Origin of the sequence: Chitinophaga filiformis (genome assembly GCF_900102545.1) — a bacterium.
GTDB classification, from domain to species: Bacteria; Bacteroidota; Bacteroidia; order Chitinophagales; family Chitinophagaceae; genus Chitinophaga; species Chitinophaga filiformis.
Window position 1 is genome coordinate 102,936 of record NZ_FNBN01000011.1, and the last position, 15,590, is coordinate 118,525.

Genomic DNA, 15,590 nt, shown 5'->3' on the forward strand with positions numbered 1-15,590 from the left:
TTGCGATATGCTAAATAAGCAACTTCAAAGGATTAAAACGATCAGCGAATATCATAGGGTAAGGGGATTACCTCCACCGGCACATCCTTTAATCAGCCTGATTGATTATAGTACGATCGAACATTCGGCTGACACAAATCTGATAAGTTGGGCATTTGATTTTTATACTATCTCATTGAAAAGAAATTTCAATGCCAAGATAAAATATGGTCAGCAGGAATATGATTTCGATGAAGGGGTGATGTTTTTCATTGCACCTGGCCAGGTAATCAGTATAGAGGTGAGCAATGATCCCTCCAAAAAGAAATCAGGGTGGATGCTGCTCATCCATCCTGATTTCTTATGGAATACACCTTTGGCGAAAGCCATCACCCGGTACGAGTATTTTGATTACTCCGTCAATGAGGCATTGTTCCTTTCAGATAAAGAAGAAGCCACGACCATTGCCCTCTTCAAAACCATTGAACAGGAGTATCGTGCGAACATTGATAAATTCAGTCAGAATATCATCATTGCCCAATTGGAATTACTATTTTCTTATGCGGAAAGATTTTATCATCGTCAGTTTATTACAAGAAAGATAACGAACCATCAAGTGCTTTCGCGTTTGGAAGATATCCTTACCAACTGGTTTAACAGCGATGATCTGGTCAGGAAAGGCTTGCCCACGGTACAGCATATTACTCAGGTACTGAACATATCTCCCGGTTATCTGAGCGGGTTGTTAAAAGTGTTAACGGGGCAGAGTACACAGCAGCATATTCATGAAAAGCTGATACAGAAAGCAAAGGAGAAGTTGTCTACGACAGATTTAACTGTCAGTGAAATTGCCTATGAGTTAGGCTTTGATTATCCGCAGTCGTTTAGCAAATTGTTTAAAACGAAGACAAATCTTTCTCCGCTGGAATTCCGTCAGTCATTCAAAACATAATTTTCCCATGGCGCAGTCCTTGCCTTTTACTGATACAACAATTGATAGGCCAGAGAAATCTCGCTTTGTATACGACCTCTTCCATTTCAGGCAGTCAATGGCCCCCTATTAAATAAACATTACCTTTGTGGCATGTCACACAGCGTATATTTAAGTAACGTCAGCTCCCCATCAGGAATAAACAGGAATGATGTAATGATGATGAAATGGGGATATGAGATGCCACTATTATTACAACCTTTGCTAATAAGCGGGGGCTTTATTGAAGATGACATTTTGTACTATAATGCGAAACCCGGTATCGAAAACCTGAAAAAGTTTTACAACTTTCTAGATGCCACAAAGTTCCTCATTAATAATAAAAGCACTTTTACAGCATGCAAAAATAGGCTATTCAAATATCTGGACGGCCTGGAACATGCTTATTTTAGCATGAATGCCCGGGCCGCATTCAATATGGAAGAGATACCGCATGACAAACAAGCGGCTATATGGCTGGCAGATATTGCGTATAACAATGCGATGATCACCAGTGCTATGGACAATAACAACGTCTCCCTGTTGGCTTACACAAAGTTCAAACATGTAAGCATGGCTTTTCATTCATTTGCTGAACTGCTGAACTACGAGGATTATTATTATGGATGGGGACATATCTATGAAGAATCTGGAAAGGAAGAAATTTACAATGAGAATGGATTATGGGGGTTAAAAAGTGCCGACGGAAGAATATTGCTGAGTCCTCAATTTGATGAATTTTATGAATTCGGTGAGCAGGATATTGCGGTGGTGATGAAAGCTCAGAAATATGGTTATGTGCACAGATCAGGTGAGATTATAACTTTTCCAGAATGGGATGAGGCTTATGATTTTGATAACTCTTATCTGGCGGTTGTTCAGCGCAATGGTCTTTGGGGACTAGTTAATATTTCGGGAGAAGTTGTTGTTGAACCCACATACGAAACCCTTAACAAGGTCGGTGACAGCGGTAATTACATTGCACAAAAGAATGGGAACTCGGGGATATTGGCAGCTGATGGGAAAGTGATCATCAATTTCAAATATGAAAAAATAGAACTATTGCATAATGATGTATTCATCCTACAGAAAGATCATCTTTATAGTCTTACTGAAGATGGCGAGCAGTTCGACTTAATAGTACGTAAAGCCCCTCATCAGGGCTTCGCCTGGGCAATCAAGGGCAAGGAAGTATATCTTATAGATAAATATGGGATATCAAGAGCAAATAAAGATCTGGTACGACAAGATGCTGAAAGTGAGGATTACAGTTTTTACTATGATGATATAGTGCGTGACAAGCTCCTGGCATATGCAAAGATGCCTGATGAGGAAACTGTTACAGATGCCTACACACCGGTTGAAGAATTATATAATATCGGCGTAGATGCTTATAACAGACAAGATTACCCATCAGCAATTTATCACTACTCGCTTGCTGCTGAAAAAGGATATGGTTATGCAATGAACAACCTGGCATATATTTATTACATGGTAGATGGGTATGTAGATGATGACAGGGCATTTTACTGGTACGAAAAGGGAGCTGCAGCCCGCAATACAAATGCGATCAATGGGTTGAGTCTGTGTTATCAGTATGGCATAGGTACTATCCCCGATATAGATAAAGCCATTGACCTACTGCAACAGGCAACAGAGGATGGTATGGCCGCGGCACATAATAACCTCGGATTTCTATTTTATGAGACGGATCCTGAGCTCGCATTGTATCATTATCATCAGGCAGAAGCACTTGGGGAACCTGATAACATTGGGCTGGGAAACCTGTATGAAGAAAAGGGGGATTTTAAGACCGCCCTGCAGTATTACCTCAAAGATGACTCCGAAATAGGAGCCTTTAATCTGGGAAATTTTCACCTTAGGGGATTAGGTATAGTAAAAGACGTAGAAGCGGCAATAGGATACTTTATAATAGCGACAGACGGTGGTTATGATAGCGGACACATTGAACTAGCACGAATATATCTGTTTGAAGAAGGCTTTATCAATATGGATAAGGCAAAGGCACATATTGTGGCGGCAGAAAAGGCTGGTCTTGAAATCCCGATAATCATGAGTAATCTTATAAATTAACGGACCGACAACTGAAATAGTATATTTTTCAATAATACTTTTTATATGTAAAATTGGTTTGGGAAGAATGAATTAATGCCGTAATTTAATATCTTGTTCAAATCAATGGTTGCCCTTGCAATACACTCCCTGCGACATATTGAAACCCTTTATCAGGAATTATTCCGTAATCACCATCGACAAGGATATCAACAATGAAATTTTTTATCCTAGTGGATATGTAGATTTCATTGTTAAAATGCCAGATGGAAACGCCGCCACCATTATCGGCGGACAATACCGGGACACGCCTGCATTTGAATTATTAGGGCATCTGACAGTTCCTACCAGGTTGAATGCAGCGAAAGGCACTACAATACTGATAGCCAGGATGTATCCTTATGCATGTGCTGTATTCTTCCCAAATCCAATCACGGACTTTACCAATTCAGCCACAAATCTTCTGGATGTGTATGCCAAAGATTTGCGGGATCTCTATGAAGTAATGATGAGCAAAGTCTCAATTATTCAACAGATAGCGCTGATCGAATCCTTTTTTATCGAAAAACTAAAAAAGCATGAGAGAAAACGGCAAAAGGTTCAACAGCTATCCCTGATCTGCCAGCATATACTGACCACAGGTGAAGGCTTTGATCTTAATCAGCTATCATCTACCCTTGGGCTTTCAAAAAGGTATATTCAGAAACAGTTCTTTGAAATGGTGGGCCTGACACCAGGCACACTGTACGCATCTTACCGTTTCAATAGAAGTTTAGGGCAAATACTTACAACAGACGTATCACTTACTTCAATTGCCTATGAATGCGGTTACTATGACCAGGCCCATTTTATCAAAGAATTCAGGAAATTTACAGGCATTACGCCGCTACAGGTGAGGCGTACACTTATTAAAAATGGAGATGACTTCCAGAAAGCTGTAAATATCGGGTTGTAAATCTATTTTGACACCGGCTTATTACTGCTGAACATATCCCTATGCATTTTTAAGCCATCGGCAGTGTTTTTCCAAATTACCATCACTTTACCTTCATCTAATTTATTTCCGTTAAGGTCTGTCATTTCATAGTAGCTTTCCTCTGTAATAAATGTGCTGGCGTCACCATACAAATGTTGTATAGTAAATTTGACATGCACTTTAGGACCATCTTTAAAGAATTTTGCGATATTTTCCTTTCCGCATACAGGTGCTGAATTTGGAGGCAGCAAACAGGCATCGTCTGTGTATCTGGTGAGGATTGAACCATCATTTTTATTTGCCAGGTCAGCATAGATGGCATTACTGGCTTCGATCGCTTTACGGGCTTGCTGCAAGGGATCAGCATTGGTTTGGGCTTTGGAAAATAACGATATTGCCATCAGCATAGCCAGGGAGACTACTTTCTTCATAAATTATTATTTCTAACAAAGAAAAAGCGTTCGGGAAAGTAAAAATTGTAAAAAAGCGCACATGGCCCCTCACCTATTGTATCTAAGTTCATTCAATGGGAAAATGCCAGCGGGTGTTGTTTGTGGGGCAATAAAAATGGCCAAAGCCGTTTAAGCGCTTTAGCCATTCTTTTTGCATGATTTGATGAAAGAACCTAATAACTATAACTGGCCGGACCAGTGTTTGTCGTGGTTAAGGGCGTACCGGGCATAGCCGGATTTGAGCCACTGGTAGTGTTGTTGGTGAATACGGTATTGCCAGGGTGTGATAAATTGATCAAAGGAGAAACACTCCCCCTCAGCGCGTTATTGGCAAATGTGCAGCCATCAGGAGAAACGGAGCCATCCCCTCCATGTCCTATGATAACACCTCTTACATTCAGGTTGATCCAGATATTGTTGGACACATTGGCATTTACCACCTGGGCATGGCTAAAGCCCGGATTTGTATAGCTATCACCCGCACCCAGCACAAATCCGTAATCCTGCATATCATTTGGACAAATGTCTATATTCCAATAATTTTTGACCGAACTATTCGGATTTTTAATGCGGTTGAATTAGGATGTTTCTACTTCGGTAATATTCTTAGTTATTCATACATTTTTGCCGCGATCAGGATATTTGCAAATACTTTCCAATCAAAAAGAGGCTGCTTCAGTTTGAAGTGCCTCTTTTATTGCCTATTTACACTGCGATCCTTCTAATTGTAATGCCCCATCGCCAGGAATACCTTCCCATCCTCATTGAATACAAAAAATTCCGCCGCTTTCTTTCCCTTAACACTCGTGTAATAAATGACCACAGTATTTATGCATGATAAAACTTCATGTAGCTCGAAATGAAGATCGGGATACTTCACCAGCGCCTTTTCCCAATAATTCCGCACGTTTTCCTTTCCTTTCAGACGGCCATCCGGGCTGATGCCCATTTGTAGTATAAAGGGACTGCTCATTTCAAAATCCTCCGTATAATGTTCGAGTACCGCATCAAGGTTGTGCGTGTTCCATGCGGCTACCCATTCGTCGGCAAATTGTAGGACTTGTTCGCGTGAGATCATATTTTTTTTTTATAAAAGTACAGCGTGGAGATATGAGAGAATAGGACAAAAAGGTCAAATTGCAACTTGACCTGGTGTATGGCCGAAGGCCTGTTTGTACCTGCGGATAAAGTAAGATACATCTTCAAACCCGCTCATATAGCAGGCTTCCTTCACAGATAAATGCTTATGTTGCAGAAGGTATTTTGCTTGTTGTAAACGTTTTTCGATCATCCATTGACCAGGACTACAGCCCACGTTCTTTTTGAACCATCGCTTAAAAGTGCTCAGACTCATGTTGTGAGCGCTGGCGTAATATTGCAGCTGCATACGGTCTGCAATGTGACAGGCCATGGGACTGAGCAAGGTATCTGCATCGCCAAGCAGCAGGTTCAGGCTTACGAAAGGTTCCCGCTTCACGAGGATATCAGAATATAAAATGGAATTTTTCGGAACGAAAAGCGCATCACCAGCTTTCATATCATATCGTTCACCGTTCAGGAAAACCACTTTCCGTCCTTCGCGTACATAGGTAAGTGCAGCGTAAGGCATAAAGAACGCATCCTCGGAAGAGCGGCGGTACTGGCAGAAAGCCATGTTCATTACGCCATCAGCATATAACAGTTCTACCTTTGCCCTGCGCTGGTTAAAGTTTTCATATAGCCGGATCATGGACGCAAATTACAAAGTCTTCGTGATAACTTTTCAGGATTGATCATATCGGAAATGAAGCCAGGACAAAATGGGGCTTTAAATACGTTACTTTCCTGTTTACTTACCTTTTGGAATGAAGCCCAGCACACCTGTCTTCACGACCTCATTATATCTCTGCCTCGTATGTCTTGCAAGTGAAAAGGTCTTTATTCCGGCCATTTATATCTGAACTTTAAAATATATTTCATCCCTTCGCTCCCGGATTTGAACGATCATCATCGGAACAAAGCTAAAACAAGTTTTTCGAAATCCAGATAACCCTGCTTTACCGTAATACAGCAAATCAATTATACGCTGAAAGAGGGATTAGACGATTATCCTTAACTTTGATCCATGCAATCGGAACTTCAACAACTTTATGGGAATATAGATATTTACCTTTTTGACCAACTGCTTAAAGGCACATATGATAATTGTAAAAAGGTGCTCGACGCAGGCTGCGGAGGCGGACGTAACTTGATTTATTTTCTCAGAAACGGCTATGAGGTGCATGGCATTGATCCAAATCCCAATGCGGTATTAGCAGTTAAGCAGCTATCACAAACACTGGGCTATGCGAACGCTAAAGCGAATTTCGCAATTGCCTCGGCTGAAAACCTACCTTTTGATGATAATTATTTTGACCTCGTGATCAGCAGCGCGGTATTGCACTTCGCCAACAATCCTGATCATTTTGATAATATGATCCACTCCATGTGGCGCGTGCTGAAACCCGGCGGCTATTTATTTGCCAGGCTTGCGTCGGACATCGGGATTGAAACGCTTGTGCAACACCTTGGCAATGGTCGCTATCTTTTGCCCGATGGCAGTGAACGTTTTTTGGTTAACCAGCAATTATTGCTTCAATATACCGAAAGCCTCAACGCCCGGCTCCATGAACCAATAAAGACTACCAATGTACAAAACTTACGATGCATGACCACCTGGTGTATGCAGAAGGTTTAAAGTTATCATTGGAGTGTTAAACAATGGTCCGCTACTCAATCTCAAATAACATTTGCCTGTTAATGTCCGCTTAGAAAAGATTGTTTTTATAGGAATTATAAAATAAAAGCTGGTCTAAAAGACCAGCCTTAAAGTTAAATTTTCGAACTCTTTATCTCGAAACCTTGTTTTTCAACATAGAAGGCTTCTTCTTCGTAATTAGCGATTAGTTTGCTGGAACGAATTTCGAATAGACGCCACCTCTGGTGCTGCTGGCGAACGGATCTGCCAATTGCTCCATTTGTCCTGTTCTCAAGATAGTGATCGTGTGTGTTAACGAAGTGGTACCCGCTGTGACAGTTACTTTATTCCCGTTCAGCGTCCAGGTACCAGTTTGTGTTACACCAGAATTAGTTATTGCAGTCCACGTATGATTGGAAAAATACTGTTCTGTTGAATTCTGCAATGGGTTGATAAATATCTTATTTGTCATGTAAACGATATCAGAAGTTGCCTGTGAGTAGTTCCAGAAACACATGTCGTATTTCCATTTGTTGGCAGTCAACATCTGCTCGATGGTCTTTGTTTGATCTGTTACTGGTAATACCGGCATCATGATCCCATAGTTGCCACCATCTATAGCATTCCATTTAAGCACGTCGTTAGTAGGCCAGATCCTGGACGAGAATGTAACGTTGTTGATGTGAATATTCAACTGTTTACCGAGATTACTCAGGTCGTAGGTACCATTCAGGGTAGTACCTGCGGCAGTAGTTTCTGAGTAAGTACCGTTCGAATTATAACGAACTTTGATCGGCTTCAGATCCAGACTTACAGGTGTTTTCCCGTCTTTGTACACCAGTTTTGGCGCACTGGTGTTGTAATTGGTGTAGTACTCATAATACTTCCAATCTTTGTTGATCAGCGCCTGAGTGTTGATAGCGGTACTGTCTATTTCCTGTACGCTTGCAATGGTCGCAATGGCATTCGCCTTTGGAAGTAAGGTTTCCGGGGTTTCGTTTTCTGATTTAGTACATGCTGAAAAAAACAATGCTACACTTGCAACGAAAAGTGGGTTACGTAAAACTCTCATTTGTTAGGTTAAATTGTTACAAAAACAAATATCACGATAAAGGTTACACTCTTTATTAGATTAAATATTTTTTTAATTCAATAAAACCACAGGATGGGCATTTGTAGATACAAATTTTCCTTCTTCTTAACAGGTGTTGATTTGCCAGGGAATATTTTCCAAAACAGAATACCAGTAAGTGTTTTAAAATCACGTACTCCATTTTTTACATCAGCATTAACTGGCTCGAGATTATTTCCCTACGCAAGCCCTTTCCCAATTAGTAATATTGGTAAGAAAACCAGTAATCTGTATACAAACCGGCTCGCCCTTCTTCCACAATTTTGCAATATAAAACATACAAAATGAGAAGAAGACAATTAGGGGCCTCAGGATTAGAAGTGTCCGAACTTGGTTTCGGCTGCATGGGATTAAGCCATGGTTATGGTCCGGCAACAAATGAAAACGATGCCATTGCGCTCATTCGAAAAGCTTATGCATCTGGCATTACTTTCTTTGATACTGCGGAGGCGTATGGACAAGGCGCCAATGAACAGTTGGTAGGAAAAGGATTGCACGATGTACGTGATAAAGTAATTATCGCTACCAAGTTTGGGTTTGCAAACGGCAAGAATACAAATGGTTTAGATAGTCGCCCGGAACGCATCAGGCAAGTGGCGGAAAACTCGCTCAGGTATCTGCAAACTGATTACATCGATTTGTTTTATCAACACCGCGTGGACCCGAATGTGCCTATTGAGGATGTTGCCGGAACCGTAAAAGATTTGATTGCCGAAGGCAAAGTAAAACACTTCGGCATGAGTGAAGCAGGCGCGCAAAGTATACGCAGAGCGCATGCCGTACAGCCCGTGGCAGCCCTGCAAAGCGAGTACTCCATGTTCTGGCGTGAACCTGAAAAAGAAATCATTCCATTGCTTGAAGGATTGGGTATTGGCTTCGTTCCGTTTAGTCCGTTGGGCAAAGGATTTTTAACGGGAAAGATGAATGCGGAAACTGAATTTGACAAGGCCGATTGGAGAAATGTCATTCCTCGTTTTACCAAAGAAAACCGTGAAGCAAATCAAACCATTGTTGACCTTATAACAAAGGTTGCGGGAGAACATAACGCAACGCCAGCGCAGATCGCATTGGCATGGCTGCTGGCGCAAAAGCCATGGATTGCACCGATTCCGGGAACCACGAAAATGACCCGCTTAGAAGAAAATATAGGCGGTGCAAACATTACCTTAAGCGATGATGATCTAGCTAATATTAACAAGGCTTTGGACAATATCAGCATTCAGGGAGAACGCTATCCCGCAAGCCTGGCAGGCTTGCAAGGCAGGTAAGTATAAGTAAAGAAGTGGTGGCTATTCGGAAATCCGTAAACATGAAAAAAGGCGCACGTAAGTGCGCTTTTTTCTGTGGCAGGAAAAGAGGGCGATCGGGCTGGCACGAACGTTGCGAAATCGCTAAAGATGAAATTTTAAATGAACCTCATTTAATTCTTCATCCGGTAATCATTCGGCGTAAGGCCTACTTTCTGTTTGAATAAACGGGTGAAATGCTGCGGGTATTTAAAACCCAGCTCGTAAGCAATTTCACTCACAGATTTATTCATGTCAAACACTCTCTCTTTCGCCACATCTATTACTTTTGATTGAATGTATTCCTGAGCAGATCTGCCGGTTTCTTTCTTCACCAGGTCCCCAAAATAGTTGGGGGATAAATGTAGTGCTTCGGCGCAATAAGCTACGGAAGGCAAGCCTTCGTTCCGCGGTTTATCGGATGAAAAATAGCCTTGCAATAAGTATTCCAACCGTTCCAGGATTCCTTTGTTTATATTCTCGCGCGTAATGAACTGGCGGTCATAAAAACGGATGCAGTAATTGAGTAGCAACTCAATGTTGGATGCAATCAATCGTTTGCTGTGCTTATCTATATTTTGATCGAGTTCATACTCGATTTTTGAAAAGCAGTCAATCACAATACTCCTCTCTTTATCCGACAGGAGGAGCGCTTCATTTACCTCATACGAAAAGAATGAATAATCCTGCATGTGTTTGCCCAGAGGAGTGCCATTTATCAGGTCAGAATGAAAGAGCAATGTCCAACCTTTCGGGGCAAATGGTTCATCGCCCCGTTGCACACCTATTACCTGTCCCGGCGCTACAAATATCATACTACCATCCTGGTAGTCATAGTGCTTTCTTCCATAGCGCAATTGGGCAGCGTTCAGTTCTTTCAGTCCCACCGCATACAAACCAAAGTTGAATGACCTGGCGGGCACCGGCTGCGCTTTCGAGTTGTCAATCACAGTAACCAGCGGATGTTTGGTAACTACGCCCCGCATAGCATTGTATTGCGCGATGCTGGCAATTTTTACAATCTCTTCCATACCTTATTCTTTATCGCTATAAAATTAAAGATTTCGGCAGGCCCTTTTGATACCGGCCTTCCAAATTAGTAATATTGGTAGGAGAACCCGTAATCTGTATACAAAACAGCTCATGAGACCCACGGAATTTAAAGCAATGCCAAAATTTTAGCAATGTATAGAATAACTTGAACGCTAATATTGGGTGCTCTATGTTAGCAAACAAAAATAGGCTGTTCGGTGAGGCACATCAGTCCTTATGGTCTTTAAGGAACTGAAAGTATCTGGTTTCATCATCAAAACGGCTAATCAGAAAAATTATCTAAATTTGATTTTTACATACACGTACTATGGATAATCTTTCACTTAGTGATCTGGACAAGCGCTTCGCTTCCGGCTCTCCCCTGGAATTAAGCGCCCTATTACCGGCCGGTATTCAGGATGAGATCGGTCATTTCAATGTCTTTAATATGTCAAAGATCCGGCAGACCGCTCAGAATACACCGACCCAACCCTTTCAATGCCGTACCTTTTATAAAATCAGCCTGCTGGTAGGCCATTCCCAAATCGGCTACCCTGATGGCATAAAATACCTTTCGCAATCAACATTGGTCTTTACGACGCCCAAAACTCCTATAACCTGGTTGCCGATGGAAAGGCAGTCGGGCATGTGTTGTGTGTTCACGCCAGAGTTTCTTCATCCAACCAGGAGCGGTGTAGTGCTGGACGAACTGCCGGTCTACAAATCGCCTGAGCATCCTTTGTTCACGCTGGAGAAGAAGGATGTGAAAATTGTCAAGGATATCTATGAAAAGATGCATACAGCAATCGCGTCAACTTATGCTTATAAGTATGACTTGCTGCGTACTTACACACTTGAGCTCATTCATTTCGGGCAACAGTTGCAGTCAACTATAATGGCTCATCCCAATCACAACAATTCCGCACGCATAACGTCCCTGTTTATCGAGTTGCTGGAAAGGCAGTTCCCTCTGGACAATCCTCATCAGAAAATCAAGTTGCGAACTGCAGGAGACTATGCTAACGAGCTCTCTATACATGTCAATCACCTGAATAAAATATTAAAAGAAACCACAGGTCTGACAACATCCACGTTGATAGCCGGAAGAATCCTGAAGGAGGCGCAGATCTTACTACGTCAAACAAACTGGACTATCGCTCAAATCGCTGATAGCCTTGGATTTTCAGACTTTGCGCATTTCGCGAAGTTCTTTAAGAATGAAACTTCTATTCCACCAGGCACCTATCGCTCCAAAGAAAAAGTTTGAATTATACATAAAATGGATTGATGTTAACATAGGCCTCATTTGTCTTTTACCGCAATTTTGTGTTGTCTTTTAATCAAAACAATAGCACAAATGAACACATCAAAAATTGCGTTAATAACAGGCGGTGGACGGGGTATCGGTCAGAATATAGCATTAAGCCTGGCACAGAAAGGGCACGATATCATTATCACATATGTTAACAACAAGGCAAGTGCTGAAGAAACGATAAGCGCTATTCATGCCCTGGGCCGCAAGGCAGTGGCCTTAGCACTCGACACGACAGAGGTTAAGAGTTTCGATGCCTTTGCGTTACAGCTAAGCGATACATTAAACACCACATTTGGAAGGACTCAGTTTGACTTCCTGATAAATAACGCTGGCACCAGTTATACTGCACTCATCGAGGCAACCACTGAAAGCAAGTTTGATGAGATGATGAACATCCATCTGAAAGGCGTCTATTTCCTTACTCAAAAGACGTTAAAACTATTGCAGGATGGCGGAAAGATTATAAATATTTCATCTGCCGTATCGCGGATCTCTTACCCGGGTGCTTCGGCTTACGCAATCATGAAGGGTGGTCTCGATGTGTATACCAGGTATCTGGCAGCTGAACTTGGGTCAAGAGGCATCACTGCAAACGTGGTGGCACCGGGAGCTATCTTCGGCGGCGCTACCATGGAGGACAGTCCCGAAATGCGCAAATTCGTAGAAGGTATCACGGCACTGGGACGTGTAGGATTGCCCGATGACGTAGGTGGTGTAGTGGCCTTCCTTTGTAGTGATGACGCCAAATGGGTGAATGGACAGCGGATAGAAGTAACTGGTGGCGTGGGGCTGTAACACTCCTTGTGAATCTTCCATATTGGCATTAAAGCGAAAGATCGGAGGTGTCAATGTGTCTCCGACCTTTCGCTTTTTAAGGTCTTGTTGGTCCGCCTCCAAAAATATACTGCCACCATCAGACTCACCGCCAGCACAACTGATCGCCCCAGCCAGCCGACCAAATAATTACGTAGGCGATAAGGGAATAAATCAAGGGGATAAATTTCACAAATTGCTTGCTTTATTTATTTTCCTTTGCGCTCTGAATTGCAAAATAGAACCGGCGATAAACAAGATAAAAAGAACAAGAAGGGTTCGACCAATCAGAGGATCCGTGGGGCCTTTGGCCAAAGGATGTCCAATTGGAATACGGTTAAATGTTTCATTAACTGTAGGAATCAGTGACAAGAAAAAGCTAAAGGAAAGAAAGAGGTTCTCGACAAAACGAGATCTGTTATTTCCTTGCTTTTTGGCATAAAGAAAATAGGCCACCGATATCAGCACCACAATTAATAGCGCGAGAATATGTCCCGGATTAATACCCACAACACTAGATAACCCCAGCGCCGTCAGTGAAGTAATTAAGGTACAGTAAAAATAAACTTTGCCGGTAAGTTTGCCCAGGTCTATTTTACCGTTTCTTATTAAAGCTATAGCTGCAGCAACGACAGCGACAACACCAATAATGGTGTGAAAAATTCCTAAACCTGATAGTCCCATGATTTTAGTTTGTAAATTTTGTAATATCCTAATGGATAGTGCAAAATTGCAATACTAAAAACAGAATGGTTTTGTGAATCGGGCCAATTATTTGGCGATATGGTCCAAAAAGCCTCCTTAAAACGTAAATTTTCAGCAGATCTTAAAGGTATTGACTACAGCACAAACATCACGATAATGTGGCGACTATTGCTTGTTGCTTCGTTTTACCCTATAATTCGTTGGTGTAACGCCATATTTATCATGAAAACTCCTGGTAAAATTGGCGAGGTCATTAAATCCACAGTCAAAAGCAATGTCTGTAATACGTTGATCAGAGATGAGAAGTAGCTCGGCGGCTCTTTCCAGTCTTTTGCTTTTTAAATAATTGGCAGGCGAATCATTGTATAGTTTTCTGAATTCTCTTTTAAAAGAAGAAACACTTAGATTCGCTTTTTCTGCCAGCTCCTCAACGCCGATCTGTGAAAACAGGTGGGCTTCTATAATTTGTTTGAAGGTATATACTGCAGGCGAAAAAAGCTGGGACAAGATGACTTGTATGGTTTCAGCCTCCCGTGTTTGCGATAACAAAAGAATGATTTCCTTTAATTTTAAAATTAAAATTTCGTCATTTACCAAAGATGGGTTTTCAAAATAAAAAAGGAGGCCTTCAATATATTTCTGAATCAAAAAATCATTATTGATTTTTCCGACGGATTGATTGGTTACTTTTCTACCTGGCTGAAATAGCAAAGGAAGGTCTTTTTCGTAAATTTTCTTTAAAATGTCCGGATGGAAAGTAACAATTACAGTTTCGTTATTGTTGTTAGCATTTGATTCGCGTATCTGCTGTCCGGAGTTTATACAGTTCAGCAACAGGGAATAGTTGGTAGGAATATGTATTTGGTCACCCTCAAATTGATATTGCATCTCACCTTTTAACATATATAAAAAGCAAGCTTGTTCTGAAACAGGAAACGTATATTCAAACGGAGGTTTTAAATCTATCTTTTGAATAAATATTTTTCCAAACAATTCAATTTTTTTATACTCGATGATCATTTATCTTAAAATATTTTATAGTTGCTATCCGGTTCATTTTATCTCCCAAAAATACGCAATGATCATTCAACTTTAAGCCAAACTTAGATAAAATTGCCTATGCACCAGTAATAGTTACTGCTGTTCCCGCTGAAGAAATTCCTGTTTTTGGCACTTGAGTAAAAGCCCCGTAAAGTTGATTTTACGGGGCTTCTCTGTTTTGTGCAAGTCAGCTTTTACGTTTTGTCCCGGCCAGCGCCAAAGTTCATTATTTGCTCAACGTTTCCATTGGCACCGTATGCCCACTAACCCCAAAACCTTATTATCGATTCGTTGTATTACTTTGTACCGTCCATTTATTATTACCAAGGCACTTCTCCCGTTTCAGGATTATTCTCTTCACTAAAGAACTTTCCAGTCGGTCCGTTTTTGTCAATCAGAGCATACTTTATAATTCGCATTCCGGCATTTTCAACACTTCCCGGCCCACGATGACCATTGAAATCCGTCTTTGTATATCCTGGACAAACAGCATTTACTTTGAAGTTACTATCCCTTAGCTCGTAGGCCAAAACGACTGTATACATGTTCATTGCTGATTTGGAAGAAAGATAAACGGCTCCTTTGTAGTCATAATATCTATATGAAGGGTCGCTGTGCAAAGTAATTGAACCCTGACTTGAACTTACATTAACAATACGAGGTTCAGGAGATTTTTTCAATAAATCAATAAATGCCTGCGTAACTCTAATGACCCCGTATACATTTGTATCGTATGCTATTTTGAATTGGTCTATGGTTGAATCAAGTGCCGCCTGTGGATAGCCTCCGTAAATGCCAGCATTATTGATAAGTATGTCCAGGACTTCCATTTTTCTCCCTATTTCCGTACGGGCATTTTTTACAGATTCATCATCAGTAATGTCAAGCTGAATAGCCTCTACATTACTTAATCCCTCTGCCTTTAACTTTTTCACGGCTGCCATACCGTTTTCTAAATTGCGACTGCCGAGGTAAACATACACTCCCTTTTGAGCGAGCTGTCGTACAACTTCAAAGCCAATGCTTTTGTTGGCTCCTGTTACTAATGCTGATTTCATGTTTTCTTACTTTTAGCTTAATTTATGAAGCAAAAGTAGATA

At 41.3% G+C, this 15,590-nt stretch carries 16 protein-coding genes; 7 read left to right on the top strand and 9 right to left on the bottom strand.

Going from position 1 to position 15,590, the window contains the following annotated elements:
* Nucleotides 1-7: 7 nt before the first annotated feature.
* The 3 genes from BLR32_RS30170 to BLR32_RS30180 all read left to right on the top strand — a co-directional run bounded on the left by BLR32_RS30170 (nucleotide 8) and on the right by BLR32_RS30180 (nucleotide 3,977).
* A complete protein-coding gene (locus BLR32_RS30170) occupies nucleotides 8-931 on the top strand; it encodes a helix-turn-helix domain-containing protein (RefSeq protein ID WP_089837743.1) in 924 nt (307 codons plus the stop codon).
* 132 nt (nucleotides 932-1,063) lie between these two features.
* Nucleotides 1,064-3,043, top strand: a complete 1,980-nt coding sequence (locus tag BLR32_RS30175; RefSeq protein ID WP_089837745.1) for an SEL1-like repeat protein — start codon at nucleotides 1,064-1,066, stop codon at nucleotides 3,041-3,043.
* Between the two features lie 115 nt (nucleotides 3,044-3,158).
* Nucleotides 3,159-3,977 (top strand): helix-turn-helix transcriptional regulator, encoded by an 819-nt coding sequence (locus BLR32_RS30180; RefSeq protein WP_089837925.1) that lies wholly within the window; start codon nucleotides 3,159-3,161, stop codon nucleotides 3,975-3,977.
* 2 nt (nucleotides 3,978-3,979) lie between these two features.
* On the opposite strand, the gene BLR32_RS30185 is transcribed toward BLR32_RS30180, so the two are convergent.
* The 4 genes from BLR32_RS30185 to BLR32_RS30200 all read right to left on the bottom strand — a co-directional run bounded on the left by BLR32_RS30185 (nucleotide 3,980) and on the right by BLR32_RS30200 (nucleotide 6,179).
* The gene (locus tag BLR32_RS30185) at nucleotides 3,980-4,429 is read right to left on the bottom strand and encodes a YybH family protein (protein WP_218124278.1); all 450 of its coding nucleotides are present in this window, start codon (nucleotides 4,427-4,429) and stop codon (nucleotides 3,980-3,982) included.
* A 194-nt stretch (nucleotides 4,430-4,623) separates the two neighbouring features.
* A complete protein-coding gene (locus BLR32_RS30190; RefSeq protein WP_089837747.1) occupies nucleotides 4,624-4,959 on the bottom strand; it encodes a polysaccharide lyase domain-containing protein in 336 nt (111 codons plus the stop codon).
* Between the two features lie 212 nt (nucleotides 4,960-5,171).
* Nucleotides 5,172-5,528, bottom strand: coding sequence for a nuclear transport factor 2 family protein (locus BLR32_RS30195; RefSeq protein ID WP_089837749.1), 357 nt, complete (start codon nucleotides 5,526-5,528; stop codon nucleotides 5,172-5,174).
* 54 nt (nucleotides 5,529-5,582) lie between these two features.
* Nucleotides 5,583-6,179, bottom strand: coding sequence for an AraC family transcriptional regulator (locus tag BLR32_RS30200; protein ID WP_089837751.1), 597 nt, complete (start codon nucleotides 6,177-6,179; stop codon nucleotides 5,583-5,585).
* A gap of 375 nt (nucleotides 6,180-6,554) precedes the next feature.
* On the opposite strand from BLR32_RS30200, the gene BLR32_RS30205 reads away from it, so the two are divergent.
* Nucleotides 6,555-7,166: a class I SAM-dependent methyltransferase gene (locus tag BLR32_RS30205; RefSeq protein WP_089837752.1), complete on the top strand. Its 612-nt coding sequence runs from the start codon at nucleotides 6,555-6,557 to the stop codon at nucleotides 7,164-7,166.
* Between the two features lie 205 nt (nucleotides 7,167-7,371).
* On the opposite strand, the gene BLR32_RS30210 is transcribed toward BLR32_RS30205, so the two are convergent.
* The gene (locus tag BLR32_RS30210) at nucleotides 7,372-8,238 is read right to left on the bottom strand and encodes a hypothetical protein (protein WP_089837754.1); all 867 of its coding nucleotides are present in this window, start codon (nucleotides 8,236-8,238) and stop codon (nucleotides 7,372-7,374) included.
* 344 nt (nucleotides 8,239-8,582) lie between these two features.
* Between BLR32_RS30210 and BLR32_RS30215 the strand changes: the two genes are divergently transcribed.
* Nucleotides 8,583-9,566 carry an aldo/keto reductase gene (locus tag BLR32_RS30215; protein WP_089837756.1) on the top strand — a complete coding sequence of 328 codons (984 nt, stop codon included), beginning with the start codon at nucleotides 8,583-8,585 and terminating at the stop codon, nucleotides 9,564-9,566.
* Between the two features lie 152 nt (nucleotides 9,567-9,718).
* On the opposite strand, the gene BLR32_RS30220 is transcribed toward BLR32_RS30215, so the two are convergent.
* The gene (locus tag BLR32_RS30220; protein ID WP_089837758.1) at nucleotides 9,719-10,615 is read right to left on the bottom strand and encodes a helix-turn-helix domain-containing protein; all 897 of its coding nucleotides are present in this window, start codon (nucleotides 10,613-10,615) and stop codon (nucleotides 9,719-9,721) included.
* Between the two features lie 329 nt (nucleotides 10,616-10,944).
* On the opposite strand from BLR32_RS30220, the gene BLR32_RS30225 reads away from it, so the two are divergent.
* The gene (locus BLR32_RS30225) at nucleotides 10,945-11,883 is read left to right on the top strand and encodes a helix-turn-helix domain-containing protein (protein ID WP_218124279.1); all 939 of its coding nucleotides are present in this window, start codon (nucleotides 10,945-10,947) and stop codon (nucleotides 11,881-11,883) included.
* Between the two features lie 90 nt (nucleotides 11,884-11,973).
* A complete protein-coding gene (locus tag BLR32_RS30230) occupies nucleotides 11,974-12,726 on the top strand; it encodes an SDR family NAD(P)-dependent oxidoreductase (RefSeq protein WP_089837761.1) in 753 nt (250 codons plus the stop codon).
* Nucleotides 12,727-12,933: 207 nt separating this feature from the next.
* On the opposite strand, the gene BLR32_RS30235 is transcribed toward BLR32_RS30230, so the two are convergent.
* The 3 genes from BLR32_RS30235 to BLR32_RS30245 all read right to left on the bottom strand — a co-directional run bounded on the left by BLR32_RS30235 (nucleotide 12,934) and on the right by BLR32_RS30245 (nucleotide 15,548).
* The gene (locus BLR32_RS30235; protein WP_089837763.1) at nucleotides 12,934-13,428 is read right to left on the bottom strand and encodes a hypothetical protein; all 495 of its coding nucleotides are present in this window, start codon (nucleotides 13,426-13,428) and stop codon (nucleotides 12,934-12,936) included.
* A 186-nt stretch (nucleotides 13,429-13,614) separates the two neighbouring features.
* Entirely contained in the window at nucleotides 13,615-14,469 is an 855-nt protein-coding gene (locus BLR32_RS30240; protein ID WP_089837765.1) for a helix-turn-helix domain-containing protein, read from the bottom strand.
* Between the two features lie 341 nt (nucleotides 14,470-14,810).
* Complete coding sequence (locus BLR32_RS30245) at nucleotides 14,811-15,548, bottom strand: SDR family oxidoreductase (RefSeq protein WP_089837767.1); 738 nt, start codon at nucleotides 15,546-15,548, stop codon at nucleotides 14,811-14,813.
* Nucleotides 15,549-15,590: the final 42 nt, after the last annotated feature.